This is a genomic window from Lentilitoribacter sp. Alg239-R112, from assembly GCF_900537175.1.
Classification (GTDB): Bacteria; Pseudomonadota; Alphaproteobacteria; order Rhizobiales; family Rhizobiaceae; genus Lentilitoribacter.
Map to the genome: position 1 here is coordinate 1,404,435 of NZ_LS999833.1, position 22,818 is coordinate 1,427,252.

17 protein-coding genes are annotated in these 22,818 nt (G+C 43.2%); 6 read left to right on the forward strand and 11 right to left on the reverse strand.

Annotated elements, in window-relative coordinates:
• Window positions 1-34: 34 nt before the first annotated feature.
• Window positions 35-2,602: a PAS domain-containing sensor histidine kinase gene (locus G3W54_RS07210; protein WP_162652411.1), complete on the reverse strand. Its 2,568-nt coding sequence runs from the start codon at window positions 2,600-2,602 to the stop codon at window positions 35-37.
• A 303-nt stretch (window positions 2,603-2,905) separates the two neighbouring features.
• Between G3W54_RS07210 and G3W54_RS07215 the strand changes: the two genes are divergently transcribed.
• Window positions 2,906-3,739, forward strand: a complete 834-nt coding sequence (locus G3W54_RS07215) for a flagellar biosynthetic protein FliO (RefSeq protein ID WP_210253516.1) — start codon at window positions 2,906-2,908, stop codon at window positions 3,737-3,739.
• Here the strand turns inward: G3W54_RS07215 and dksA are convergent, their stop codons facing one another.
• Complete coding sequence (gene dksA / locus G3W54_RS07220) at window positions 3,740-4,159, reverse strand: RNA polymerase-binding protein DksA (protein ID WP_162652413.1); 420 nt, start codon at window positions 4,157-4,159, stop codon at window positions 3,740-3,742. It abuts the gene before it with no gap.
• Between the two features lie 212 nt (window positions 4,160-4,371).
• On the opposite strand from dksA, the gene G3W54_RS07225 reads away from it, so the two are divergent.
• The 3 genes from G3W54_RS07225 (at window position 4,372) to G3W54_RS07235 (ending at window position 7,597) form a co-directional block, all read left to right on the forward strand.
• Window positions 4,372-5,856: a YcjX family protein gene (locus G3W54_RS07225; RefSeq protein ID WP_244627850.1), complete on the forward strand. Its 1,485-nt coding sequence runs from the start codon at window positions 4,372-4,374 to the stop codon at window positions 5,854-5,856.
• Window positions 5,853-6,944 carry a TIGR01620 family protein gene (locus tag G3W54_RS07230; protein WP_162652414.1) on the forward strand — a complete coding sequence of 364 codons (1,092 nt, stop codon included), beginning with the start codon at window positions 5,853-5,855 and terminating at the stop codon, window positions 6,942-6,944. The genes G3W54_RS07225 and G3W54_RS07230 overlap by 4 nt, the downstream gene beginning before the upstream one ends.
• A gap of 113 nt (window positions 6,945-7,057) precedes the next feature.
• Complete coding sequence (locus G3W54_RS07235) at window positions 7,058-7,597, forward strand: hypothetical protein (protein WP_162652415.1); 540 nt, start codon at window positions 7,058-7,060, stop codon at window positions 7,595-7,597.
• A 4-nt stretch (window positions 7,598-7,601) separates the two neighbouring features.
• Here the strand turns inward: G3W54_RS07235 and folK are convergent, their stop codons facing one another.
• The 5 genes from folK to G3W54_RS07260 all read right to left on the reverse strand — a co-directional run bounded on the left by folK (window position 7,602) and on the right by G3W54_RS07260 (window position 10,479).
• The gene (folK, locus tag G3W54_RS07240; RefSeq protein WP_162652416.1) at window positions 7,602-8,123 is read right to left on the reverse strand and encodes a 2-amino-4-hydroxy-6-hydroxymethyldihydropteridine diphosphokinase; all 522 of its coding nucleotides are present in this window, start codon (window positions 8,121-8,123) and stop codon (window positions 7,602-7,604) included.
• Window positions 8,113-8,487: a dihydroneopterin aldolase gene (gene folB, locus G3W54_RS07245; RefSeq protein WP_162652417.1), complete on the reverse strand. Its 375-nt coding sequence runs from the start codon at window positions 8,485-8,487 to the stop codon at window positions 8,113-8,115. The genes folK and folB overlap by 11 nt, the downstream gene beginning before the upstream one ends.
• Window positions 8,488-9,387 carry a dihydropteroate synthase gene (folP, locus tag G3W54_RS07250; protein WP_162652418.1) on the reverse strand — a complete coding sequence of 300 codons (900 nt, stop codon included), beginning with the start codon at window positions 9,385-9,387 and terminating at the stop codon, window positions 8,488-8,490.
• Between the two features lie 292 nt (window positions 9,388-9,679).
• Complete coding sequence (locus G3W54_RS07255; RefSeq protein WP_162652419.1) at window positions 9,680-10,000, reverse strand: 2Fe-2S iron-sulfur cluster-binding protein; 321 nt, start codon at window positions 9,998-10,000, stop codon at window positions 9,680-9,682.
• A 104-nt stretch (window positions 10,001-10,104) separates the two neighbouring features.
• Window positions 10,105-10,479, reverse strand: a complete 375-nt coding sequence (locus G3W54_RS07260) for a hypothetical protein (RefSeq protein WP_162652420.1) — start codon at window positions 10,477-10,479, stop codon at window positions 10,105-10,107.
• Window positions 10,480-10,830: 351 nt separating this feature from the next.
• On the opposite strand from G3W54_RS07260, the gene G3W54_RS07265 reads away from it, so the two are divergent.
• Entirely contained in the window at window positions 10,831-15,801 is a 4,971-nt protein-coding gene (locus tag G3W54_RS07265; RefSeq protein ID WP_162652421.1) for a hypothetical protein, read from the forward strand.
• Between the two features lie 83 nt (window positions 15,802-15,884).
• Here G3W54_RS07265 and G3W54_RS07270 read toward each other — a convergent pair whose 3' ends face one another.
• The 4 genes from G3W54_RS07270 to G3W54_RS07285 form a co-directional block, all read right to left on the reverse strand.
• Complete coding sequence (locus G3W54_RS07270) at window positions 15,885-16,493, reverse strand: ABC-type transport auxiliary lipoprotein family protein (protein WP_162652422.1); 609 nt, start codon at window positions 16,491-16,493, stop codon at window positions 15,885-15,887.
• Window positions 16,494-16,565: 72 nt separating this feature from the next.
• Window positions 16,566-18,260, reverse strand: a complete 1,695-nt coding sequence (locus G3W54_RS07275; protein WP_162652423.1) for an MlaD family protein — start codon at window positions 18,258-18,260, stop codon at window positions 16,566-16,568.
• A gap of 16 nt (window positions 18,261-18,276) precedes the next feature.
• On the reverse strand, window positions 18,277-19,053 hold the full coding sequence (locus G3W54_RS07280) for an ATP-binding cassette domain-containing protein (protein ID WP_244627851.1): 777 nt from the start codon (window positions 19,051-19,053) through the stop codon (window positions 18,277-18,279).
• A gap of 28 nt (window positions 19,054-19,081) precedes the next feature.
• Entirely contained in the window at window positions 19,082-20,242 is a 1,161-nt protein-coding gene (locus tag G3W54_RS07285; RefSeq protein ID WP_162652425.1) for an ABC transporter permease, read from the reverse strand.
• 187 nt (window positions 20,243-20,429) lie between these two features.
• On the opposite strand from G3W54_RS07285, the gene G3W54_RS07290 reads away from it, so the two are divergent.
• On the forward strand, window positions 20,430-22,733 hold the full coding sequence (locus G3W54_RS07290) for an NADP-dependent malic enzyme (RefSeq protein ID WP_162652426.1): 2,304 nt from the start codon (window positions 20,430-20,432) through the stop codon (window positions 22,731-22,733).
• The last annotated feature ends 85 nt before the right edge of the window (window positions 22,734-22,818 follow it).

A 22,818-nucleotide genomic window follows, 5' to 3' on the forward strand; every position in this document is an offset into this window, starting at 1 on the left:
TAATCGTTTCAAACTAAGTGAAGCAAATAAATTACTATTTATCAAGCATATCACGAACAGCAGTTGCTAATTGCTTTAATGAGAACGGTTTTGCCAAGAAGCCAAATTGAGCGCCTTCTGGCAGATTTTTTGCAAAAGCATCTTCTGCATAGCCCGATACAAAAATAAATTTAATATCCGGATAATCCTTACGAAGTTCACGTAGCAACGTTGGGCCATCCATTTCTGGCATAACTACATCAGATACAACAATGTCCACTTTGCCTTTAAGTTCATGAAGAATTTCAAGTGCTTCCGCACCATCTCCTGCTTCGTGCACATCATAACCACGCGTTTCAAGCATTCGCTTTCCACCGCGACGCACAGCTTCTTCATCCTCAACCAATAGGACTGTTGTCGAATCACCAGTTAGGTCAGAACTTTCGTCACCAAGTTTAGCGTCCGCAGGCTTCTTTGCGATAGAAACATCATCGCCTTTATCTTTTCCTGATTTCTGCTCATCATCATTGGCAGCTGCAATTTCTTCGAAGCGGGGTAGGAATATATTGAACGTTGTACCTTTACCAACTTCAGATTCAGGATAGATAAAACCACCGGATTGCTTAATAATGCCGTAAACCATAGACAGCCCAAGACCCGTTCCCTTACCAACGTCTTTGGTTGTGAAAAATGGTTCAAAAATCTGTTCCAATACTTCAGGTTCTATACCTGTTCCCTGATCTTCAACCTCAACCAGAACATACTCACCAGATGACATTCCGCGATAATTCAGAGCTGCAATCTCATCTTCTTCCACATTCCGTGTCCGAATTGTAACCTCTCCGCCTTCGGGCATCGCATCCCGTGCATTGACAGCCAAATTAACAAGCACTTGCTCAAATTGACCGAGATCTGTTTTAACAGGCCATACATCTTTGCCAAACTCGACCTTTAGCTTAACGTTTGTTCCCGTCAAACGGTCAACCAACATGCGTAAATCACCAAGAACATCCACCATGGACAACACTGACGGGCGCATAGTTTGTTTCCGTGAAAATGCCAACAATTGCCGCACAAGCACGGCAGCTCGGTTTGCATTACGTTTAATCTCCATCAAGTCAGCAAAATCACTGCTGGCGGGACCAGAATTTAAAAGCAAGTGATCAGATGAAAGAAGAATCGCCGTTAAAACATTATTGAAATCATGAGCAATACCTCCTGCCAACGTGCCAACCGCGTTCATCTTCTGAGTTTGCGCCATTTGAGATTCAAAAGCTTTTTGTTCAGTTGTTTCAACAACATATATGATTGCTAGCTCACGAGATACCTCATCCGGTTGCTCAATAACCGAGTTTACATAAAAACGAAAATAGCGCTCATCGTCCTTCGGATGTCTTGCATCTACGGGTGCGATATTGCCTTGCTTGTCTGCTGCCTGAACAAGGCTTTCACGGTAACCGTCAATATCCTCTTCACGGAATAAACTTTCAAGTAAAACTCCATTTTCAATATGCTGCCGACCAATAATTCCATCAAACATTTTGAAAAATGGTGCATTGGTTCGAAGTATTTTTCCAGATGCATCAACGGAAGCAATCGCCATCGGCGTATTGTTGAAAAACCGCGTAAATCGCATCTCTGCGGTCGCAGATGGAACTTGCGCACCATCATTATCTTTTCGGCCAACGACAATAGTTCTGCTTTCACCTGGAGCCCCATCATGAGTGGCCGAAACTTTATGAACAAGTTGAACAGGCAGGCTTTGACCATTCGTTTTTAATAGATCAAGGTCAATGAAAGCTGTCTTATTTAGCCCGGGCTCTGCTTGGACTGAATTAATTAACGCAAGCCCTTCTCCAGCAACAATATTAGAAATCGGAACATTTTCTGTTTTGAAGCTCGTTAGATCAATTGAAAGCCAATCCGCCAAGGTCGCATTTAGATAAACAATCTCACCCTTATTGTTGGCGGAAAAGAACCCAACTGGCGCATGATCAAGATAATCAATAGCGTATTGTAACTCCTTGAACACACGCTCTTGGTCGGCTCTCTCCTCAGTTATATCAATGAGTTCCCATGCGATCATTTGGTCTCGGGTCTCATCACTATAGGGTTTTGCAGAAAGCCTGTACCAACGTGGACCCTTATCATCTGTCCGACTACCAATTGGCGCATCAAGGCGAAATTCTTCATAGGACGATTTTTGATCTCGTACAGCTCTTATCAATCTATATGCAGCTTCTGTAGCCCCAGGGTCTTGATTAAGTAGCGCACCAATGGACTTGAATGCTTCCCCGCCCGTCGAACCGACAAGCATTCGATATGCGTCATTACCAAAAATAACCCGATCTTTCTGATCAGAAATCACGATACCTTGTGTCTGATTATTCAAAATACTTAATGCAAAGGGGTCAATTTGTGGCTTGGGCATAAACCCGATAAGGCCTGTCACCAATCCGATAATCAGAAAAATGCCTAGAAAACTCAAAATTCCAAGACAAACGAGTAACACCTGCGTTGTGATAATATCTTTTAGAAAAAAGAAAGCTATGGAAATAACTATCATAGCAATTGAAACAACTATAAGACGTATAGCTGGTCTCGATTTAGGCCCCTGATTCATATATCAACCCAACATAAGCGGTTATGATCTTACTTGCACCAAAATGGTCTTGCGACTCGAATTCAAGGAAAATTTCCCAGATTCCATTAAGTTTAATATTTAATGCAATTTATGTCGACTGAAAGCGTAATAAAAAGATATCCCCACGCCATTCGCAAATGAGTTGTTTAAATACAAAAATTGAGAGTTGTTTTTTATTCAAGAGTCAGAAAAAGCTTTTATGGGTAATTCTTGGGGTCATTAATGCTCGAATCGACGACATCTGGTAATATGGGGAACTTGCTTTTTGCTGCCATTCTCGTAATGGCTGCTATTGCTGCTTGCGCAGGTTTGGCATTCTTCCTCAAAACAAAATTTAATTTTGCTACACTCTCGAGACACATGAACCCGCATGCTCGTTTAAGCATAGTGGAGAGCCTTGATGTCGACCAAAAACGTAAACTTATTCTCATACGAAAAGATGAAATTGAACACCTGATTCTAATTGGTGGACAGGAAGATTTGGTCATTGAATCATCCGGACTTCTAAATTCATCAAAAAATACCACCGTTAGCTCTCCTGAGTCTGAGCAAAAAGCCCAGGCAGTTCTGAGTGACAACAAAGTAGTGAAGGCATCAAATGATGAAAATCTTCATCAAAATGGCGCAACTGAACCACTACAACCTAATACTGTTTCTGCCCCTTCAACTAACATAGCACAGGAATCTGATCCGGTAGAATACCAGAAATCCTCACGGTCAGTGCCGTCTGAAATAAACGAAGCCGAATTGACAAGGCTGATTAGCGATGCATTAGAAGCCTCTAAATCCAATCAGGTAAACGAAAAGACCGTTGCCAAAGCTGTGAGCATGTTAAGCTCTGAGGAAGAAGTCTCAGACTTTTTTGATCAGGCACGTAGCAGAATATTTGCAAAGCCGACTACGACTGAACGGCCGCGTGAAGACACTGATGATTTTCAGGCTGTATTGAGAAATCAGAAAGAGGCCGCCGCGCGCGCGCAATACCGCGCTAGACTACAAGAAAGCAAAGCAGCTGCACCGGCCCCAAGAAAATTTGATCCCATCCCGGAGACGGCGGAAGAAAGAATTAAAAAGCTGAAAGCACTTTTAGGCGACAGTAATAGGCGCCTAAAATAATTATTCGTCTTTATATACTTTTTCGCGACGCTCATGACGCTCTTGAGCTTCAATGCTCAAAGTAGCAACTGGCCGCGCATCCAAGCGCTTTAAATTAATCGGCTCACCACTATCTTCACAATAACCATATGTACCGTCTTCAATTCGGTGAAGAGCTGCGTCAATTTTAGAAATTAGTTTTCTCTGACGATCTCTTGCGCGAAGTTCAATCGCACGATCCGACTCAGACGATGCTCGATCAGCAACATCAGGATGATTGGAACTTTCCTCTGCAAGATTACCCATTGTCTCACGGGCACCGGCAAGAATTTCTTCTTTCGAAGCTAAGAGCTTAGCCTTGAAATATGCCAGTTGCCGAGGGTTCATGAACTCCTCGTCTTCAGAAGGTACGTATGAATCCATATGTGAGGTATCACTCATTTTAAGCCTCCCAACAATTTTAACTGACGCGGTGTATACCGAGTGTCTAGATCGCTTTCAAGACGTAAAAATCACATTCAGCGCATAATTCAATTTTTATCGAATTTGGTGTTCATAAACCTGTTAATTTGAAAAATTCTGGCACATCTACAAATCAACAATGCATACGCCTATATCTATTCTAATCGCCGTTCGGACAAGGAAACTATCAATTGCGAGATTTTTCACTGTTAAATTTAAAAAATGAAGCATTTGGTGTTTATGACAATTTGGCGTCAGTAACCACAGGTGTGTTTGATCCTACAATAAGGCTCGGAGTAACTGGCCTTGCCAGATCTGGAAAAACGGTCTTCATCACATCTCTCATCCAAAATCTACTCACCGCATCTCGTATGCCAGTTCTTAAAGCGCAAAACGAGGGGCGTATCTCGCGGGTAAGTCTTCAACCGCAACCAGATGATGATATTCCCCGCTTTTCTTATGAGGAGCATGTTGAGAGCTTAATGAAGGACCGAAGATGGCCTCAGTCCACAACATCCATCTCACAACTACGCTTGAAAATTGAATATGAAACGGCTGAAGGTTGGGGCAAGTATTTTTCTCCCGGACATCTCAATGTCGATATTGTTGACTATCCTGGTGAGTGGCTGCTCGACCTTCCACTTATTTCGCAGAATTTTGAAACATTCAGCCAAAACGCATTGGATCTTGCCACGAAAGGCGCACGTCGCCAGCTAAGTGCCACGTGGCTAAATAGTTTAATGCAGATAGATTCAACCTCTCCTATGTCGGAGCCAGAGATTAAGCGAATTGCAACCGAATTCTCTGACTACCTTAAAGCTTGCAAGGATGAGAAGTGGGCATTTTCCACACTGCCTCCAGGGCGCTTTCTATTGCCGGGTGACCTTGAAGGATCACCAGCCGTAACGTTTTTTCCGCTGGCAAAAACAGCTGAGGGTAAGTCCGACCCAAACTCCCTTTATGCGACAATGGAACGACGATATGAAAGTTATAAATCCAAAGTCATAAAACCATTTTATCAAAACCACTTTGCGCGCCTTGACCGACAAATCATTCTTATCGATGCTCTGCAAGCACTAAATGCGGGCAGCGATGCTGTGGTGGATCTGGAACGCGGGATCGCCGATATACTTTTGAGTTTTAACATCGGCAAAAATAACTTCTTTGAAAATCTTTTCACACGGCGCATCGATAAAATCATGATAGCAGCGACCAAGGCGGATCATTTGCACCACCAAAGTCATGACAAACTTCAGAAGCTAATCAATCGCCTTGTTGAACGGGCAATGACAAAGGTCGGCGCAAGCGGTGCGGAGATTGATGTCATTGCAATGGCAGCTGTTCGGGCAACAAAAGAAGCCAGCTACAAAGATGGTACAGACGAACTTCCGGTAATCATCGGGACGCCTGATAACGGACAGCAAATAAACGGTCTTTCTTTCGATGGAAAATCGGAAAAAGCAATATTTCCCGGGGACTTACCAGAAGATCCGGATTCAATTTTCAAAGCACTTGAATCAAAGTCTGACAAAGACCTTCGTCAAACCCACGATCTGAACTTTGTTAAATTCAGACCGCCAGAACTTACTTCTGAGAAGAACACGATCAACGTCTCACTGCCCCATATTCGATTGGATAAAGCAATTGAGTTTCTTATCGGAGATAGATTGCAATGACTAACAACCGAAAACCTGCAGCATTTGACATCAAAACTAGCGGCAAGAAGCCGTCTGATAAACCGTCCAAACGTAAAATAAACTCAGGACCAAGACCTGCAAAATCAATTGATATTGAAAACAAAAACCTACAAATTGCGTCCGAAGAAGACGACATATTTACCGCTCAATTGAATACACTTGACGAAATGTCAGAGCATGAACCTCCAGTCAAATTGAAAAAATCCAAATTTTCAATTCTACGGTTGGCCGCCGCTGCTATCGTAATGCTTTTGAGCCTTTCATTTGGTTTATGGGCAGAAACTCTCATTACTGATCTTTTTGAACGCTCCCCACTCACGGGTTGGTTGGGAGCATCAGCACTGCTAGTGTTGCTGGTATCGTTCTTGTTTCTGATTGTCCGCGAAATCATTGGAATTGCAAAGTTACGCTCTGTCGAAAAATTACGTAAAGATATTGAGAAAGCACTCCCCACCCCCAATATTCCACAAGCAAGGGACTTGGTCTCACGTATAACTAAAATTGTGATCGAACGGCCTGAGACTGCGCGCGGACGCCAAATCTTATTGGAAGCCGAAGACGATATCATCGATGGCAATAATCTTTTGGCCCTTGCTGAAACTCAGCTTCTCGGAAACCTTGATAAAGAAGCTCGTAAATTGATCTTGTCCTCCGCCAAACGCGTTTCCGTTGTAACGGCAATTAGTCCGAAAGCTTTGATTGATACAGGCTACGCCCTATATGAAATGGTGCGTCTCATGCGCAAATTAGCAAACCTATACGGCTCTCATCCGGGATTTTTTGGCATACTAAAACTACTTAGGTCCGTTATATCGCATCTAGCAGTTACCGGAACCGTTGCAATTGGTGAAAGCCTTATCCATCAATTTGTCAGCCATGGAATAGCTGGCAAGATATCTGCCCGTTTTGGTGAAGGTGTTATTAATGGCATTATGACAACCAGATTTGGTATTGTGGCGATGGAACTTTCACGACCAATGCCGTTCAATCAGCTGAAAAGGCCGCAAATCAAGAGTTTCCTCTCTGAATTAACGACGACCAGTCCCCCAAAAGATGTTGAAAAATGACTTCATGCTTAATAAAATGATGACAAATCTTCAAAAATTAGGTGCATAATTACCAAGCATTAACCATTACAGGGCAATTTAGGTAAAGTTCCTAATAAACAATTGGTAGTCACATGTCGATTTTCAAAGCATCTAAGCTTTTCTTTATTGGTCTCGTTCTTTCAGCAGCAACTGCCGTCAATGTTGCAAATGCGAGTAATGACCGTGCCTTTTTCAATTCAGTTGAAGGAAACTGGAAAGGCCCGGGGAAAATCGTTGCGGGAAAATACAAAGGTACAAAATTTAATTGTAACTTTGCAGGCATCCCTTCGGCTGGAAAAAAGCTGGGCATAACCATGGATGGAACATGCCGCGTTGGTGTTTTTAATCAGAAAATGAATGCAACGATTCAAAAATCCGGTAATCGCTATAAGGGCAAATTTCTGGATGGTGCCGCTGGACAAGGCCTTGATATCGTTTCTGGAAAATTCAAGAAATCAAAAGCTGTCGTTGGCATTAATAGAAACAAGTTAGACGGTGCCATGGTCGCTGATTTTATTAATCCTGATACAATGAATGTTACAATTTCTGTAAAAGTGGGATCCAGCATGGTTCCCGTTATCGGAATGACTTTGTCACGAAAATTAGTTCGCAAGACGTCTCTTTCAGATTAAGAAGTCAGGCTTTGCCTTTTTGCCACCACAAGGGAGTATCATCAGCGACTTCGATATCATCTGTACTAAGCCTATCAGCCCAAAACTGAACAATATTTTCTTCAATTACTTTATCTGGTATCACATCAGACAACGGCACCATCACAAAAGCTCGTTCAGTCATTCGTGGATGCGGTAACTCTAGTCCAGGTTCATCGACCTGTACGTCTGCGTAGAATAAAACATCAAGATCAATGGCTCTAGGGCCCCATCGCTCCAAGCGAACGCGCCCCAACTCTCCCTCAATAGCCAAACATACTTCAAGAAGCCGTCTTGCGGAAAGGTTTGTACTAATCAAAACACATGCATTTAAGAACGACGGTTGATCCGTATTTCCCCAAGGTGCAGTCTTATAAAGATGAGATACGGCTTCAATATCTATATTCTCATTAGCACTTAATAGTAACAAAGCCTCCTGTATTTGCGCCTTGGGATCTCCTAAATTTCCACCCAGACCAAGTGCAGCTTGAATTGTCTTAGTCATCATTTCGCGCTTCTACATTAACTTCAACATAATCAAATTCACCATCTATCGGCGCATCAGGTTTACGCACAGTAATGGAAGCAGAAATGACTTTTGAAAATTTTTGACAAATTCTCCGACTGATCTCATGAGCAAGTGTTTCAATCAAGTCATAGCGTTCCTTGGTCGTAATTTGTTCTATTAATTCGAAAACTAGAGCGTAATTTACAGTATCATTCAGATCATCATTACCAAACTCCGGTGGTCGCTCGATAGTCAAAACGGCATCAACAAAAAAGTTCTGCCCCTTCTCTTTCTCAAAATCTAGTACGCCATGATACGCGTAGAATGCGCAATTTTTTATATGGATTGTGAAAGTTGACTTCATTCAACTCGACCTTTTATCAGCAGAACGTTTAATAAGCCCATCTGCAATAGCTAATGCATCGCGATTTAAACCGACATCATGAACACGAAAAATCGAAGCGCCTTGCATTCTTAGTAATACAGATGTCGCTGACGTTCCAATATCACGGCTGCGTATATCAATATTTTCTGGATCACGGTCAACCAGCGCTCCAATAAACCTTTTACGGGATGCACCTGCTAAAATAGGATACTCGAACTGATTGAGTTCAGAAAACCTCAACATCAGTTCCAGATTTTCATCAACATTTTTGGCAAACCCAAATCCCGGATCAAGGATAATGGCATTATCGGCAATAGAAGCGCGAGTTGCAATTTCTAATGACTTACGAAACCAGAGTTTCTGATCATTGATTACATCATCGTCTTTATCTCTGTCTCGACCAGTATGCATAATACAGACACCTGCATTGTGACGAGCGACAACGTCAGCGATATCTTCTTCCCGCCGAAGTCCCCATACATCATTTACGATGTGCGCACCTGCTTTAACACCAAGCTCTGCTGTTTCTGCCCTATATGTATCTATTGAGATTAAAGTGTCGAAATTCTTGGTTAAAGCCTCAATCACCGGAATTACCCGTTGTTGTTCAATATCAGCAGTTACAGCTGTTCCATCTGGCTTGGTTGATTCACCGCCCACATCAATTATATGAGCACCCTCGCCGATCATTTTCTCAGCTTGGCTTAATGCTGCATCGATATTTGAAAAATGACCACCATCCGAAAATGAATCGGGCGTAACGTTTAATATCCCCATCAGAACCGCTTTTGGGCCGAGCTCCAGTTGGCGACCATGTCCTACTTTCCATGTTCTGGAACGAAAAAGGTCCGATTCTAAACAATTAAAACTCAATTTCATCCTGACTTTCCACAGATACCTTCAAATACCTAAATACTTAAACTAGCCCATAGAGCCGTAAAACCGACACAATATGCTATTATTTCGTGTTTTAACTAAAATATACCATTTCCAACCCATTAAAATTGATAATGGCGCAACCTATCAGTGTCAGCTACGACTAACATTAAGTTAAGCGATTGATTCGAAAGGTACTCCCGGCGCACGAATGCGTATTGCGCGTTCCTCCCACGCTTCCTACGCGGCGCCCAATTCACCTCACCACATAGTGGTGAGGTTTTTTTTGAGAGATTTATGCTTGTTTTTCTGGAATACGAACAACCAACCCATCAAGTTTATCGCTAACCGTGACTTGGCATGACAATCGTGATTCAGGCTTCATCTCGTACGCGAAATCAAGCATATCTTCTTCAATCGCCTCGGGTTTTCCAACAACCTCTGCCCAATCCTTATCAATATAGATATGGCAGGTGGCGCATGCACAAGCGCCTCCACATTCTGCCTCAATACCAGGAATAGAATTGCGAACAGCATTTTCCATCACTGTAGTGCCGTTGTCAGCATCTACACTGTGTTCATTACCATCGTGAGTTATATAAGTGATTTTAGCCATGAAGTTCCAAACATCTATCTAATTGCTCGGAAACAACAATCATAATCAAATTGAGAGTGCAAGCAGAAATAACCGCGCACCCAGTTCTAGGCTAGTAAAAACGACTAAACTCGACGAATGGAAGCCAGAAATATCGATGTAGAGACCATAGATTGCGTCAGTTTAGCAAGTTTTCCTGCATCTTTTGGATTGGAAAGAAATGCCGATGCTTTTACAACAAGATCCGAGGCGCAGACATCTTCTGCAGCGAGTTTTAGCTCTTCAACAAACCGTGCACGTCTCTTCCCTGTATTCATAGCGATTTCCAGCATATCTTTACGCAACCGTACCGAAAAATTCTTCAAAACTTCATCTAGCACAATTACATCACTAGAAGTTTTATCTGACAATTCAGCCATATTTATTGGTCTATCCTCAGCTACGCGACCACCACCAAAGTCAGGCGCCTCTAAAACTATTTCATTCAATTTCATCTTCATCACCGCAATCCCATTGTCCGTAATAAAATTGGAACATAAGAATGGGGCAATTTCGTTAAATACGACAATTTACCATTTACATTTTTGGCATTATGGTTAACAGGCAATTAACGCTTGTTTTGCAGGGACTTAAGCCTCCACCTTTCCACAGGTTGCCATACGGAGTGCTTTTTGCCTGTTAACCTTTCGCCCAGTCCAATTGTTAATTGGCTGTAAATATGGCAAAACGTTTTATAAATTAGTATTTTGTTAAGATATCGGGACGGTACCTTACGACATAAATAGGCCTAATTAATTGCCTACAATTTCGTTTGGTCACACAAATCCAGATATAAAAGAGGTAATGGCAGTATGGCAAAGAAGCCCGCTGGTAATAATTCTGATAGTTCTTCAACTATTTCTGATGATATTAAAGATTCAAATTTCTCACTGGATGAGAAATCTTTTGAGGATCTTGAACAACAAGTATCGAGTGCGGCCAGAGAATTGGCCATTTCCTCTGATCTGCATGAAGATGTCGATCGTACTTACCTGGATCAGGAAATTGGCAAACCAAACGAAAATGAAAAAAGTTCAGCATCTCAATCAACACTCTTAGATGCGGCCAATGATTCAGACTTCAGCTCTTCCGGCCTGCTTGCAATACTTGATCAAAAAGTATCAGGGTCTGCTTATACTGTTGCTAGTTTCCTATCAACAATTTGGCTGCTCGGAGTTGCCGCATGTGTATTTCTTATATGGGGAGATGAACTCGGACAATTCACAAGTCTGAAAGATATTGCAAGCAACCCGGTTATAATTGGCCTCACGCTCGCTTTCTTAGCACCGATCTTTGTGTTCTTCTCTTTTGCCGTCATGGTAACGCGTTCGCGCGAGTATCGTATTGCAGCTAGAGCTATGACGGAAGTTGCCATCCGATTAGCCGAACCTGAAGCGCGTAATTCTGAGAAACTAGCGACTGTTGGACGTGCAATTCGACGCGAAGTAACCGCCATGAATGAAGGCATTGAGCGAACTATTGCTAGAGCATCGGAACTTGAAACAATAGTTCACTCCGAAGTGAATGCTCTGGAACGAAGCTACACTGAGAATGAAATTCGAGTGAGAGGTATTGTCGATGAATTGAGCGGAGAGCGAGACTCTGTAATCTCACATGCCGAACGCTTAAGATCATCTATCCTTGGCGCAAGAGATGAATTGAAAGATGAACTTGGCAACGCAGGTGAAGAAATTGCCATGCGTATCGCGTTATCTGGTGAAACCGTAGCACAATTAATGGACACTCATTCTGCGACTTTGCAGGATCGTACCACCGAAATTTCACATTCAATTCAATCACTGTTCACACAGAACTCTGATGATTTGCTCAATAACCTGCGTGAATCTGGCAATTTAATTACGGGCGAAATTGACAGCCGCCTGAACATGATTAATTCGCAGTTCGTCTTAAACAGCAAGAGCTTACTGAGTGATTTTGAAACACGTGTGAATACTCTAGACACAACTGCGGAGAAACTAACAGGTGCGCTTACACGACGAACTGAGCAATTGAATGAAGCACTATCTGCAAAGAACATTGAAATCTCAGAAACACTGACTGTTGGTCAACAAGCACTAACTCAGGGAATGGACGATGTCATTGGCTCAATGAATGCAGCGCTAGATGAAAAAGGCATTGCTTTCAAGCAGACGCTAACCAGCAGCTCTGAAGAAGCGATCATGGACTTTGACTTGCGTGCCGGTCTAATTAGCGAACAAATGATGGCCGCAAGCGCCGATGTTAATGCAAATTTCTCTAACAATATAGAGCGCTTAGCGGAAACATTGGATGCCAGAACAAAAACACTGAATGATGCCGTGAAGGGCAACATATCACAAGTAAACGAGGCCCTACTTACAGGTAACCAACACCTATCAACGATTATGACAAGTGGTGTAGATAAACTTGTCGGTCATGCGGATAATCTCAGCAGTTTAGCAGAGAGCGCGGTCAACCGAATAGACGATAGTCTTGCTGCAACAAATATGGCAGTTGATATGGCCATCTCCTCTGGTGTGGATAGTTTGACGGAAACCCTAGATACAGGTTCAGCAGCTATTCAGAATCAAACGAATCAGATCACTGCGGATATGACGCGCAGTCTTGTCGATTTAAATGAAACACTTACCTCTACAAACATTGCTCTTGGCGAGACTATAAATCGAGGAACTGAGAATATCAGTCAGTCGTTGCAGAGCCAGACAAGTACGCTTGAACAGGTCGCAACGGAAAATATATCCAAAATTGAGGATACATTCAAAGACCGTTCTGACAAGCTTGAAAAGATTACGACTTTGACAGTCGAACACCTGAATGACTCCATGCAGAAAAACATGGAAACTCTTGAAAGTATAACGACTGAAGGCGTCGAAAAACTCGATCAATCTATCCAGTTGCGATCAGAGGCGATGGAGAAAATCACACACGAAAATATGACAAAGCTCGATGGGGCTTTGCAAACTCGTGCTGACGATCTCCATAATATCGCTTCAAGAAATATTGCCGAACTGGAAAATACGTTAGTAGAACGTACAAATGCCATTGAAAATGTCGCCAACGAAGGCGCTGGCCTGATCACCAAAGCAATGAGCACAATGACGGATACGCTAGCTGGTGCTCTTGACAAAGAGGCTAGCAAAATCTCGGTCACATTGATGAACAATGAGGAAAAACTCGGAGAGCTGCTGGATCAGAAAACCAGAACCCTTGAAGAAAAGGCCGACACGATTTCATCTATTTCCAAGAACTCAGTTGAAGTCATTTCCGAAGCTGTCGACAATTCACTTACAAGAGTTGAAGACCACGCTAACAGCGTCGCTGACAAAACAAAATCTGCGATCGAAACGATCGAGGCGGCATTTGATGACAAGACCGAACATGTTGAAAAACGGTTTGGCATTTTGAATACAACGCTTTCAGATGGTTTAGATCGCGTCTCACAAACTCTGGGCAATCAGGCATCTGCACTTGCAAGTTCACTTACTAAGAGTGTGACAGAAGCAACTGGGCAACTTTCTGCGGAAGCTGCAAAAGCGCAAGCCGGCCTCAGAGAAGTGAGCGGTGAATTTGGTGATAACTTCCAAAAGACGAATGATCAAATCAGTGAAACGCTAAATGAAGCACTGGTTGAGCATTCATCAAAAATTGGGCATAACATCAATAACTTCTCCTCTGATTTAGATGAAAAACTCACCGCTCATGCAAGCCACATGTCAACGAATGTCGATGCATTGTCCTCCGAAGCATCTCGCTTGAGTGAAATATCATCAATATCCAATGATATCGGCAAAACTCTCACAGAAAATACGAATGAACTAACCAACCTTATGGAAGATAAGCTTAAACCGCTATCAGACCAAATCTCTCAAACGACACAAAATGCGGCCGAAGCACTTACTCAAACAACACAAGATGCGACCGATAAAATCTCGCAGACGACACAGCATGTGAGAAACGAAATATCCCAAACAGCAAAAAGCGCAGCCAATGCCCTAACACAAACAACTCAAAATGTTACGGGCGAAATATCTAAATCGACACATAGCGCGGCAGAAACACTTGTACAAACCACACAAGATGTGACGGATAAAATTTCGCAAACTACGCAATATGTTACAAATGAAATTTCCCAAACTACACAAAACGCAGCTGATGCGCTCAATGAACGAACTCAAAATGCGTCAGATGAAATTCGAAACGTTATACGTTCAAATGCTGACCTTATAAAAAATGAAAATGAAGCTCTAATTGATGCGATAACTATTCGCAGCAGTGAAACACTAAGTGCTGTTAGAGGTGTGGAAGTTAATTTATCTGAAAACGTAGCTTTACTCGTCGATAAAATGGATAAAAGCAGCTCGACAATCGCCGACGTTGTCCAACGCGCAAATGCAAATGTTACTCTCATGGACAGACGTTTAAGCGAAACATCTGAAAATCTCTCTGAGAGCACGAGTAAAGCTGCCGATGTCATTTCGACATCTTCCAATATATTATCTAACAATATTGGCAACCTGGATCGCGTTTCATCTGAAACACTCGCACAAATCGGAGATATATCCGACCACTTTGAGAAACATTCTCTTGTCCTTTCATCTGCAACCCACCTACTCGGTGACGCGCAGAACCGCCTGAATTCGACTATGGATGAGCGTAAACAAGCGCTAGAAACATTATCTGACGGTTTGCTTGTCAGGTCAGAAGAAGTTGAGCGAAATATGCGCTCATTGACATCGATTATTGAAGGTGCATTTACGCAAGCAACAAACCTATCGCAGAGCGCTGCCTCCAATTTAAACACTGAACTACATGCATCAGTGACGGAAGTGGAAGGCTTAATTAGCCAAACCGAACAACGTTCGGCAAGTATTGCACTAACACTTAAGGATACGTTACGCGACGCAATTGAGGAGGCTGTTGGTCGCTTCTCAAGCGCAACCGACGAGATCCGAAATTCTGCGACAAACATTCGCCAGGAATTGAACGCAACTCGGGAAGAACTGAAACGCGGTGCATTTGACCTGCCTGAAGAAACGCGTGAAAGCGCTGCTGCAATGCGCAATGCAGTAGCCCAACAAATTGATGCATTGCAGGAATTATCTACCTTGGTCAGTAAAACAACGCGGCGCAGTGATGCCAGTGTTGAAACAGCTGCCCCCCGTAAATCTGCTCCTGTCGCAAAAGCACCAACAGATAGTGCACGGCTTCAATCGGTTAGAGAACCCGTCGAATTACCAGAGCTAGAGCAATCAGAGCATGTAAGTAATTTCACATCTCCAACTCCAACTATATCCACACCACCGACAGAGCCAACCATTGGTAATAAACGTCAAGAGAACAATAGTGGCTGGGTTCGCGATCTTATTCGGGGTGCGGATACGCAAGAAAAATCACAAGATCAGGCTAGCCCGATAAACCAAAATCAGCGTAAACCACAGCATGTTGTCGAATCGCTAAATTCTCTTTCGGTAGATATTGCCAGAGCGATCGATCACGATGCATCTGTCGAACTTTGGCAGAGATATCAACGCGGTGAGAGAGACATATTTACCCGCCGCCTGTACACCATTAAAGGCCAGAAGACCTTTGATGATATTCAGGCCAAATATGCAAGAGAACCAGAATTCAAAAAGGCTGTTGATCGCTATATGGCAGACTTCGAGAAGCTTTTGTCCGATGTATCAAAAAATGATCCAAGTAATGTGATTGGCCAAAGCTACCTGACATCGGACACCGGGAAAGTTTATACAATGCTGGCGCACGCAAGTGGTCGTCTGAAATAAGCTTAGATCCAATATGAATTTAAAAAAGCGGCTTCCAAATGGAGCCGCTTTTTCTTTATCTTAAACTTGTCATCTAATCTGCTTTATCTAACATATTTAAGTGACCACGTAACAATATCTGAGATCACTTGTGACGAAGCCGAGTTTAGCGAGTCTACGTAAGCTTCATTGCTATTTCCAACGACGTTCGTAATTTGTCGGAACACCTTCTGCGCACGCACAGTGCCGTTCCGGTCATTCAAAATCTTAACGGAGACTTCGGCAACCGCAACTCGCGGACTACTTGCCACAACCTCAAATGAACGTAGTGATGTTACAACCTGATAATCAATTGCAAGCCCCTCACCTGGCAAACCTACACCACTAAGCCTTCCGGAATTTTCGAAAGCGCGAGCAAGCTTAACCTGAAACACTTTTGGTAATCTGTCATTCCACTGTGCTTTTGATAAGTACTGCACAGCAGACGGAGATGTACGTACCAGGATTTGTTCACTGTCTAAGGTTTTAAGCGCCGAAGGTTCGGTAATAAGAATTTGTCGCCTGCTACGAACGCCCGGCGTTGAAATCTCACCATTATGAGCCAACGTAAATGTATCAGGTATCGAAGCATTTCCGCCGCCAATGCAACCACTCAGAGCCAAACAGGTGGTTAGAGCTAAAATTTTACGCAACATAAAGACGGACGCTCTCATCAAATTTCATTAAAGTTTCATTAACCATAAACCACAGCCTTAATCAAATAAAGATGATAGCCAAATTATACATTAGCGCCGCGTGCGACCATCAAACTGTTTCACACTTTCCCCGCCAAATAACAACCTTTGCGGGTCGCGCTCAATAGAACTCACACTTCTTTCAATGCGCGAAATTGATCGTCTTGCTTCTGTCACTAGCGCCTCTATATCTTTAAGTCCAGAACCAGTAAATCGCTCCAGATTTCCAGCAATAGGTCCAATACGCTTGTTAAGGTTATCCGCAACATCTTTAAATGATTTCAAAGTCTCTTGTGCATCCGCGATAAGACTGCCGGAATCATTATCTCCAAGAAAACCGTCAAGCTTTGCTAAAACACCATCAATACGCGCGGACGCACCGTTTAAACGACCCGCTAATTCCGATACATCGGTGATCATCTGATCTATATCCTCCGACCTCTCACCCACGGTACCCACAATTTCTTTAGCATCTGCAAGCGTTTGTTTCGCATCTGCGCCCGCAGCAGAGATATCTGCAACTGTTTGCTTAACTAGAGTGGGGTCTACTTCCGCTAGAAGGGTATCAACTTTTTCTGTTGCATCACTCAACTTCTTGGCCGTTATATTAACGTTTGAAATCAGATCCTCAATCTCGCTGGTCTTTCCACCAATACTCTCTGCAATTTTTCGTGCTTCAGATAGAGCCACCTTTGCATCATTACTCGCAACTGTAATATTATTCATTGTATTGCTGATTTGTTCCGGCTTAACTTCCGCTAGCAAGGTATCAACCTTAGCCGTTGCTTTGTTAAGTTGCTTTGCAGTGCTACTCACGTCGGTAATCATTTGGTTGATTTCACCAGTACTTTCGCCAATCCCGCTAATAACAATCTTCGCCTGGTTGAGTGCCTCTTTTGCATCTGCACTTGCCCGCGCCACATTCTTTATTGTTGAATCTATTTGTCCCGGCTCAACTTCACTGATCAAAGCATCAATCTTTGCAAGAGATTGGGTCGCATTTGCACTTAATGTTTCGAAATTAGAAAGAGTATTATTTATCTTCTTAGGCTCAATTGCCGTAATCAACCTATCGGCAGAGTTTAAAGTCGTTTCTAGTTTAAGCGAAAGCGTTTGAACAGTTGCAGTAAGTCCTGTAACACTTGCAAGAAACTGATCGATTCCTTCCGAATTTTTCGCAATAGCCTCTGAAAAAGCTTCCGCATTTTTAAGCGTATTGGTAATAGGGGCTTGAGCATCTTTAACAAAACCCTCGACCTCACCTAAAATACTGTTCGCACGAACCATAATCGTTTCGGCATTTTCAATCAGACCCGCTATGCCAGATGTTTGCGCCTCAATTTCTATAGGAACATCTGTTTCGAATGCTTTGCGTAGCATGTCAGTACCCGAACCCGTGGGCGTCGAAACTTCAAATAGCGAAGCGCCTGTTAGACCTTGAGACTCCAATTTAAAAACAGTCGTATCATTCATCGGCATATCGACGGAAACTTCAGCAATTGCAACTACATATTTCGGACGTTGAAAATCAATCTGGACTGATTTCACCTGCCCCACAGGTATCCCATTAAACCGAACTGGTGAGCCTACGTTAAGACCCGCTGCAGAGCCGGGAACTCGCACAATCACTTTTGCAAAGTTGCCCGTCTGAGACAGTTCTGCATACCAATAGATAAAGCCAAATGCTGCGAAAGTCACTATAATCGCAAACAAGCCAACAATGGTGTAATTAGCTTTCGTTTCCATTTAAAGCAGTTACCTCTCAGCGCGAAATAGTACGCGCACGTTTCCCTTTAAAATACGATTGCACCCATTCATCATCAAATGCCAGCATCATATCGATATTACCTTCTACGAGAACTTTTTTTTCGCCCAGAACGGCAATTCTGTCACACACTGAAAATAAACTATCAAGATCATGCGTCACCATATAAACGGTTAACCCCAAAGTATCTCGGAGTTTAGCAATCAACTCATCAAACTCAGCAGCACCAATTGGATCAAGCCCCGATGTCGGCTCATCAAGAAATACGATATCAGGATCAAGTGCCAATGCACGAGCGAGAGCTGCACGCTTTATCATGCCACCTGAAAGCTCCGACGGATATTTATCCGCAGCGTTTTTGGCCAAACCAACCATATCAATTTTTACACGAGCCAATTCGTCCATTATATCCTGTGGCAAATTAAGATATTCGCGCATTGGGACCTGAATGTTTTCTTTGACTGTCAGTGAAGAAAACAACGCACCGTGTTGGAATAGAACGCCCATCCTCATATCAATCGCAAGACGTTCGGCCTCAGTTATATCATCGTAATCCTTGTCAAAAATTTTAACGATACCTTTTTGCCGAGGTAAAAGTTTTAAAATCGACCGCATAAGAACTGATTTGCCGGTACCTGATGCGCCAACAAAGCCTAGAATTTCACCTCGGTATACACTCAAATCAAGATGGTCGAGAACCACATGATCACCAAACGCAACACAGATATCTCTTGCGGACAGGATTAATTCTTTATGAGGTGACTGACTATTCATACTCAATCCTGGCCCTTCCATCCCTGCCCTAAAAATCAATCGCAGCGTAAAAAATAGCAAATATACCATCAATAACGATGACAAGGAAAATTGCTTTAACAACCGATGCTGTCACACGCTTACCCAAAGATTCGGCACTACCTTCAACTTTAAGGCCTTCAACTGCGGCAACAACACCAATAATGATGGCCATAAAAGGTGTTTTAATCATACCGGATGTAATTGTCGTGTAATCAATAAAGGCTTTCATACGTTCCAGGAACACATTCGGCGGGACATCTGAATAAAAATAAAGAACAACAGCAGCAGCTGTCAACGCGGTAAAATTGGCTACAATTGTTAGCAGTGGGAGCGTGAGAATTAGCGCGATCATCCTTGGGAAAACCAAGACGCCAATTGGGTTTAACCCCATAACCGTGAGCGCATCCACCTCCTCACGCATCTTCATCGAGCCAATCTCAGCCGTAATCGCGCTCCCAGAGCGGCCTGCTATCATTATCGAGGTAATCAAAACCCCCATCTCACGCAACTGCAGCACACTAACAAGATCAGCCGCAAAGACATCCGCGCCAAACGCTCGCAGTTGAAATGCTGTTTGTTGCGATACAATCGCGCCAATCGCAAGAGACATTAAAATGACGATGGGAACGGCGCGAACGCCAATTTGATCCATCTGGTGGATGATTGGCGCAATTGAAGAGTTTTGTTTGCGTCCAGCTTTCAGCTGCGGACCATAAATCATGGCCCCCAGTATATTAAGGCCCATCTTAATATCGCCTAAAAGCGCTTCTGCACCAATGCCCGTTCGCCTTAAAAAACCGTGAACAAGCCCAAGAGAATGGTCTTCTTTTGGTTCATTTTCCAATTCATCACATGTTGGAATTTCCGCCAATAAACTTTGCATTCCCGCACTAACATTCACAAAATCAAGTTTCAGAAATTTGTCAGCGCAAGTTTTTTCGAACTTCCTAATAAGCCAGGCGCCAGCAGTATCAAACTCCGATATATTTTTAGCGTCCAATATGACTTCTGTTTCACCAAAACTATTTGGTAAATCCGGAAACACCATACATATTTCATCAACACCATGATGGCGCCAATCACCGAACAAATGCACAAAAGTGCTCGTTGCTGACCGCTCTAGTTCGAAAGTGGCATGGCTCATTTTGGCATTCATCGCATCCGTCATTTCAGTTATTTAACCTGCCATCACAGCCATGTCACTGAATTAAGTTCAATTAAATCGAAAAGTGGGGTTTAATAAGTTTAAACTTACGAATAAATTCGTCATTCGATCTTGTTCTCATGCAAACATACGATTCGGCGGACTAGAAATAAAACTCGGCCAACGTGCCAAAGAAGTGGAATTAGGTAATATGGAAAATAGCGGCAAATCCAAACAACAAGAAACAGATGATCTTGATAAACAGGCCTTATTTTACCACAATTATCAAACCCCAGGCAAACTGGAAATCCGCGCCACAAAACCACTCGGCAACCAGCGCGACTTAGCTTTGGCTTATTCGCCCGGTGTTGCAGCACCCTGCAGAGAAATCAGCAAAGACCCAAATGCAGCATCATTATATACAGCACGAGGAAACTTAGTCGGAGTTGTATCAAATGGAACCGCTGTTTTAGGATTAGGCGCCATTGGTCCCCTCGCCTCCAAACCCGTTATGGAGGGCAAAGCCGTACTCTTCAAAAAATTCGCAAATATTGATGTGTTCGACATCGAAGTCGATGCAATGGAAGTCGATAGAATGGTTTCTGTTATTTCCGCGTTAGAACCAACATTTGGCGGCATAAATCTTGAAGATATCAAAGCACCGGAATGTTTTGAAGTAGAAGAACAGCTTCGAGAAATTATGGATATTCCTGTATTTCATGATGATCAGCACGGCACCGCCATCATCGTAGCCGCCGCTGTGCTTAACGGCATAGAACTTGCCGGAAAACAATTGGAAGATGTCAAGATCGTGACGTCTGGAGCTGGTGCTGCGGCGTTGGCGTGCTTAAACCTTCTCGTTTCAATGGGGGCGAAGCGTGAGAACATTTGGGTTCATGATATTGAAGGTCTTGTCTATGAAGGGCGCACCTCGCAAATGGATCGCTGGAAATCCGTATATTCTCAAAAGTCCGACAATAGAACTCTGGATCAATCCATCGGAGATGCTGATGTCTTTCTTGGTCTGTCAGCGGCAGGTGTCTTAAAAAAAGAACTTCTTGCAAAAATGGCCCCTCAGCCACTCATTCTTGCTCTTGCCAATCCTACGCCCGAGATCATGCCAGAAGAGGCGAGAGATGCGCGCGAAGATGCTATGATATGCACGGGTCGTTCTGATTTTCCTAACCAGGTCAACAATGTATTATGTTTTCCGTACATTTTTCGTGGTGCCTTGGACTGTGGTGCAAGCACGATTAATGAAGAGATGAAAATTGCAGCAGTAAAAGCAATTGCAGAACTTGCGCGAGAAGAACCGTCCGAATTGGCCGCGCAAGCCTATTCAGGCGAAACGCCAACATTTGGTCCGAACTACCTCATCCCCTCACCTTTCGATCAACGCCTAATTCTACGCATAGCACCAGCCGTTGCGAAAGCGGCAGCAAATAGCGGTGTTGCACTAAGGCCGATTGAGGATATGGAAGCCTATTTGGATAAACTCAACCGCTTTGTCTTCCGGTCCGGTTTTGTCATGAAACCTGTGTTTGCTGCAGCTAAAGCATCGAAAAACAATCGCGTAATTTTTGCAGAAGGCGAAGATGAACGGGTATTGCGCGCTGCCCAAATCCTTATTGAGGAGAAAGTCGCAAAACCTATTCTCATTGGTCGACCAAATATCATTGAGCTGCGCTTAAGACGGTATGGGTTGAGGATCGATATGGAAAACGAGTTGGAAATTGTTAATCCTGAAAATGATAGCCGTTTCCGTGATTATGTTGACGAATATTTTTCGCTAGTGGGACGAAAAGGCGTCAACCCAGAAGCGGCAAGCACCATTGTTAGAACAAATATGACAGTTATCGGCGCGCTTGCGGTCAAGCGCGGTGATGCTGATGCGCTTATTTGTGGCATTGAAGGGCGATACAAAAGCCACCTCAAACACGTAAGTCAGATTATTGGCAAGAAGGAAGGTATTACTGATTTATCAACTCTAAGTCTGCTCATTTCTGAACGTGGTGCTACATTTCTAACCGACACTTATGTAACCTATGATCCATGCGCGGAGGAACTTGTGGAAATGACACTTCTTGCCGCTGAAGAGATTAAGCGGTTTGGTATTGTTCCAAAAGTAGCGCTCGTTTCTCATTCTAGCTTTGGGGCACACGACACGCCAACGGCACTTAAAATGCGTAAGGCAACTCGTATATTAAACGAAATTGCGCCAGATCTAGAAATTGATGGCGAGATGCAAAGTGATTCTGCAATCTCAGAAGTTTTACGAAAACGAGCTATGCCCAATAGTAAGCTAACAGGAGAAGCCAATCTACTTGTATTTCCAAATATTGATGCTGCAAACATCACACTTGGCGTCGCTAAAACCATGCTTGATGCGCTCCATGTAGGTCCTATATTGCTGGGCGGCGCTATGCCTGCGCATGTTTTATCACCGTCTGTAACATCCAGGGGCGTTGTTAACATGGCAGCATTATCAGTGGTCGAAGCATCTAGCGGCTCATAACCTACCCAAATAATGGGTAATGTTGAATTCTGTAATAACATAATAATAATCTATTAGAACTATAGTTTTAAACTAAGTCATAATT

What these genes read in the sequence shown, in the direction of transcription:
- G3W54_RS07215 (WP_210253516.1), top strand. Translation starts at nt 2,906, where the DNA reads ATGGCTGCTATTGCTGCTTGCGCAGGTTTGGCATTCTTCCTCAAAACA.
- G3W54_RS07285 (WP_162652425.1), bottom strand. Translation starts at nt 20,242, where the DNA reads ATGACGGATGCGATGAATGCCAAAATGAGCCATGCCACTTTCGAACTA.
- G3W54_RS07230 (WP_162652414.1), top strand. Translation starts at nt 5,853, where the DNA reads ATGACTAACAACCGAAAACCTGCAGCATTTGACATCAAAACTAGCGGC.
- G3W54_RS07265 (WP_162652421.1), top strand. Translation starts at nt 10,831, where the DNA reads ATGGCAAAGAAGCCCGCTGGTAATAATTCTGATAGTTCTTCAACTATT.
- G3W54_RS07270 (WP_162652422.1), bottom strand. Translation starts at nt 16,493, where the DNA reads ATGAGAGCGTCCGTCTTTATGTTGCGTAAAATTTTAGCTCTAACCACC.
- G3W54_RS07275 (WP_162652423.1), bottom strand. Translation starts at nt 18,260, where the DNA reads ATGGAAACGAAAGCTAATTACACCATTGTTGGCTTGTTTGCGATTATA.
- dksA (WP_162652413.1), bottom strand. Translation starts at nt 4,159, where the DNA reads ATGAGTGATACCTCACATATGGATTCATACGTACCTTCTGAAGACGAG.
- G3W54_RS07280 (WP_244627851.1), bottom strand. Translation starts at nt 19,053, where the DNA reads ATGAATAGTCAGTCACCTCATAAAGAATTAATCCTGTCCGCAAGAGAT.
- folB (WP_162652417.1), bottom strand. Translation starts at nt 8,487, where the DNA reads ATGAAGTCAACTTTCACAATCCATATAAAAAATTGCGCATTCTACGCG.
- G3W54_RS07290 (WP_162652426.1), top strand. Translation starts at nt 20,430, where the DNA reads ATGGAAAATAGCGGCAAATCCAAACAACAAGAAACAGATGATCTTGAT.
- G3W54_RS07210 (WP_162652411.1), bottom strand. Translation starts at nt 2,602, where the DNA reads ATGAATCAGGGGCCTAAATCGAGACCAGCTATACGTCTTATAGTTGTT.
- folK (WP_162652416.1), bottom strand. Translation starts at nt 8,123, where the DNA reads ATGATGACTAAGACAATTCAAGCTGCACTTGGTCTGGGTGGAAATTTA.
- G3W54_RS07260 (WP_162652420.1), bottom strand. Translation starts at nt 10,479, where the DNA reads ATGAAGATGAAATTGAATGAAATAGTTTTAGAGGCGCCTGACTTTGGT.
- folP (WP_162652418.1), bottom strand. Translation starts at nt 9,387, where the DNA reads ATGAAATTGAGTTTTAATTGTTTAGAATCGGACCTTTTTCGTTCCAGA.
- G3W54_RS07235 (WP_162652415.1), top strand. Translation starts at nt 7,058, where the DNA reads ATGTCGATTTTCAAAGCATCTAAGCTTTTCTTTATTGGTCTCGTTCTT.
- G3W54_RS07255 (WP_162652419.1), bottom strand. Translation starts at nt 10,000, where the DNA reads ATGGCTAAAATCACTTATATAACTCACGATGGTAATGAACACAGTGTA.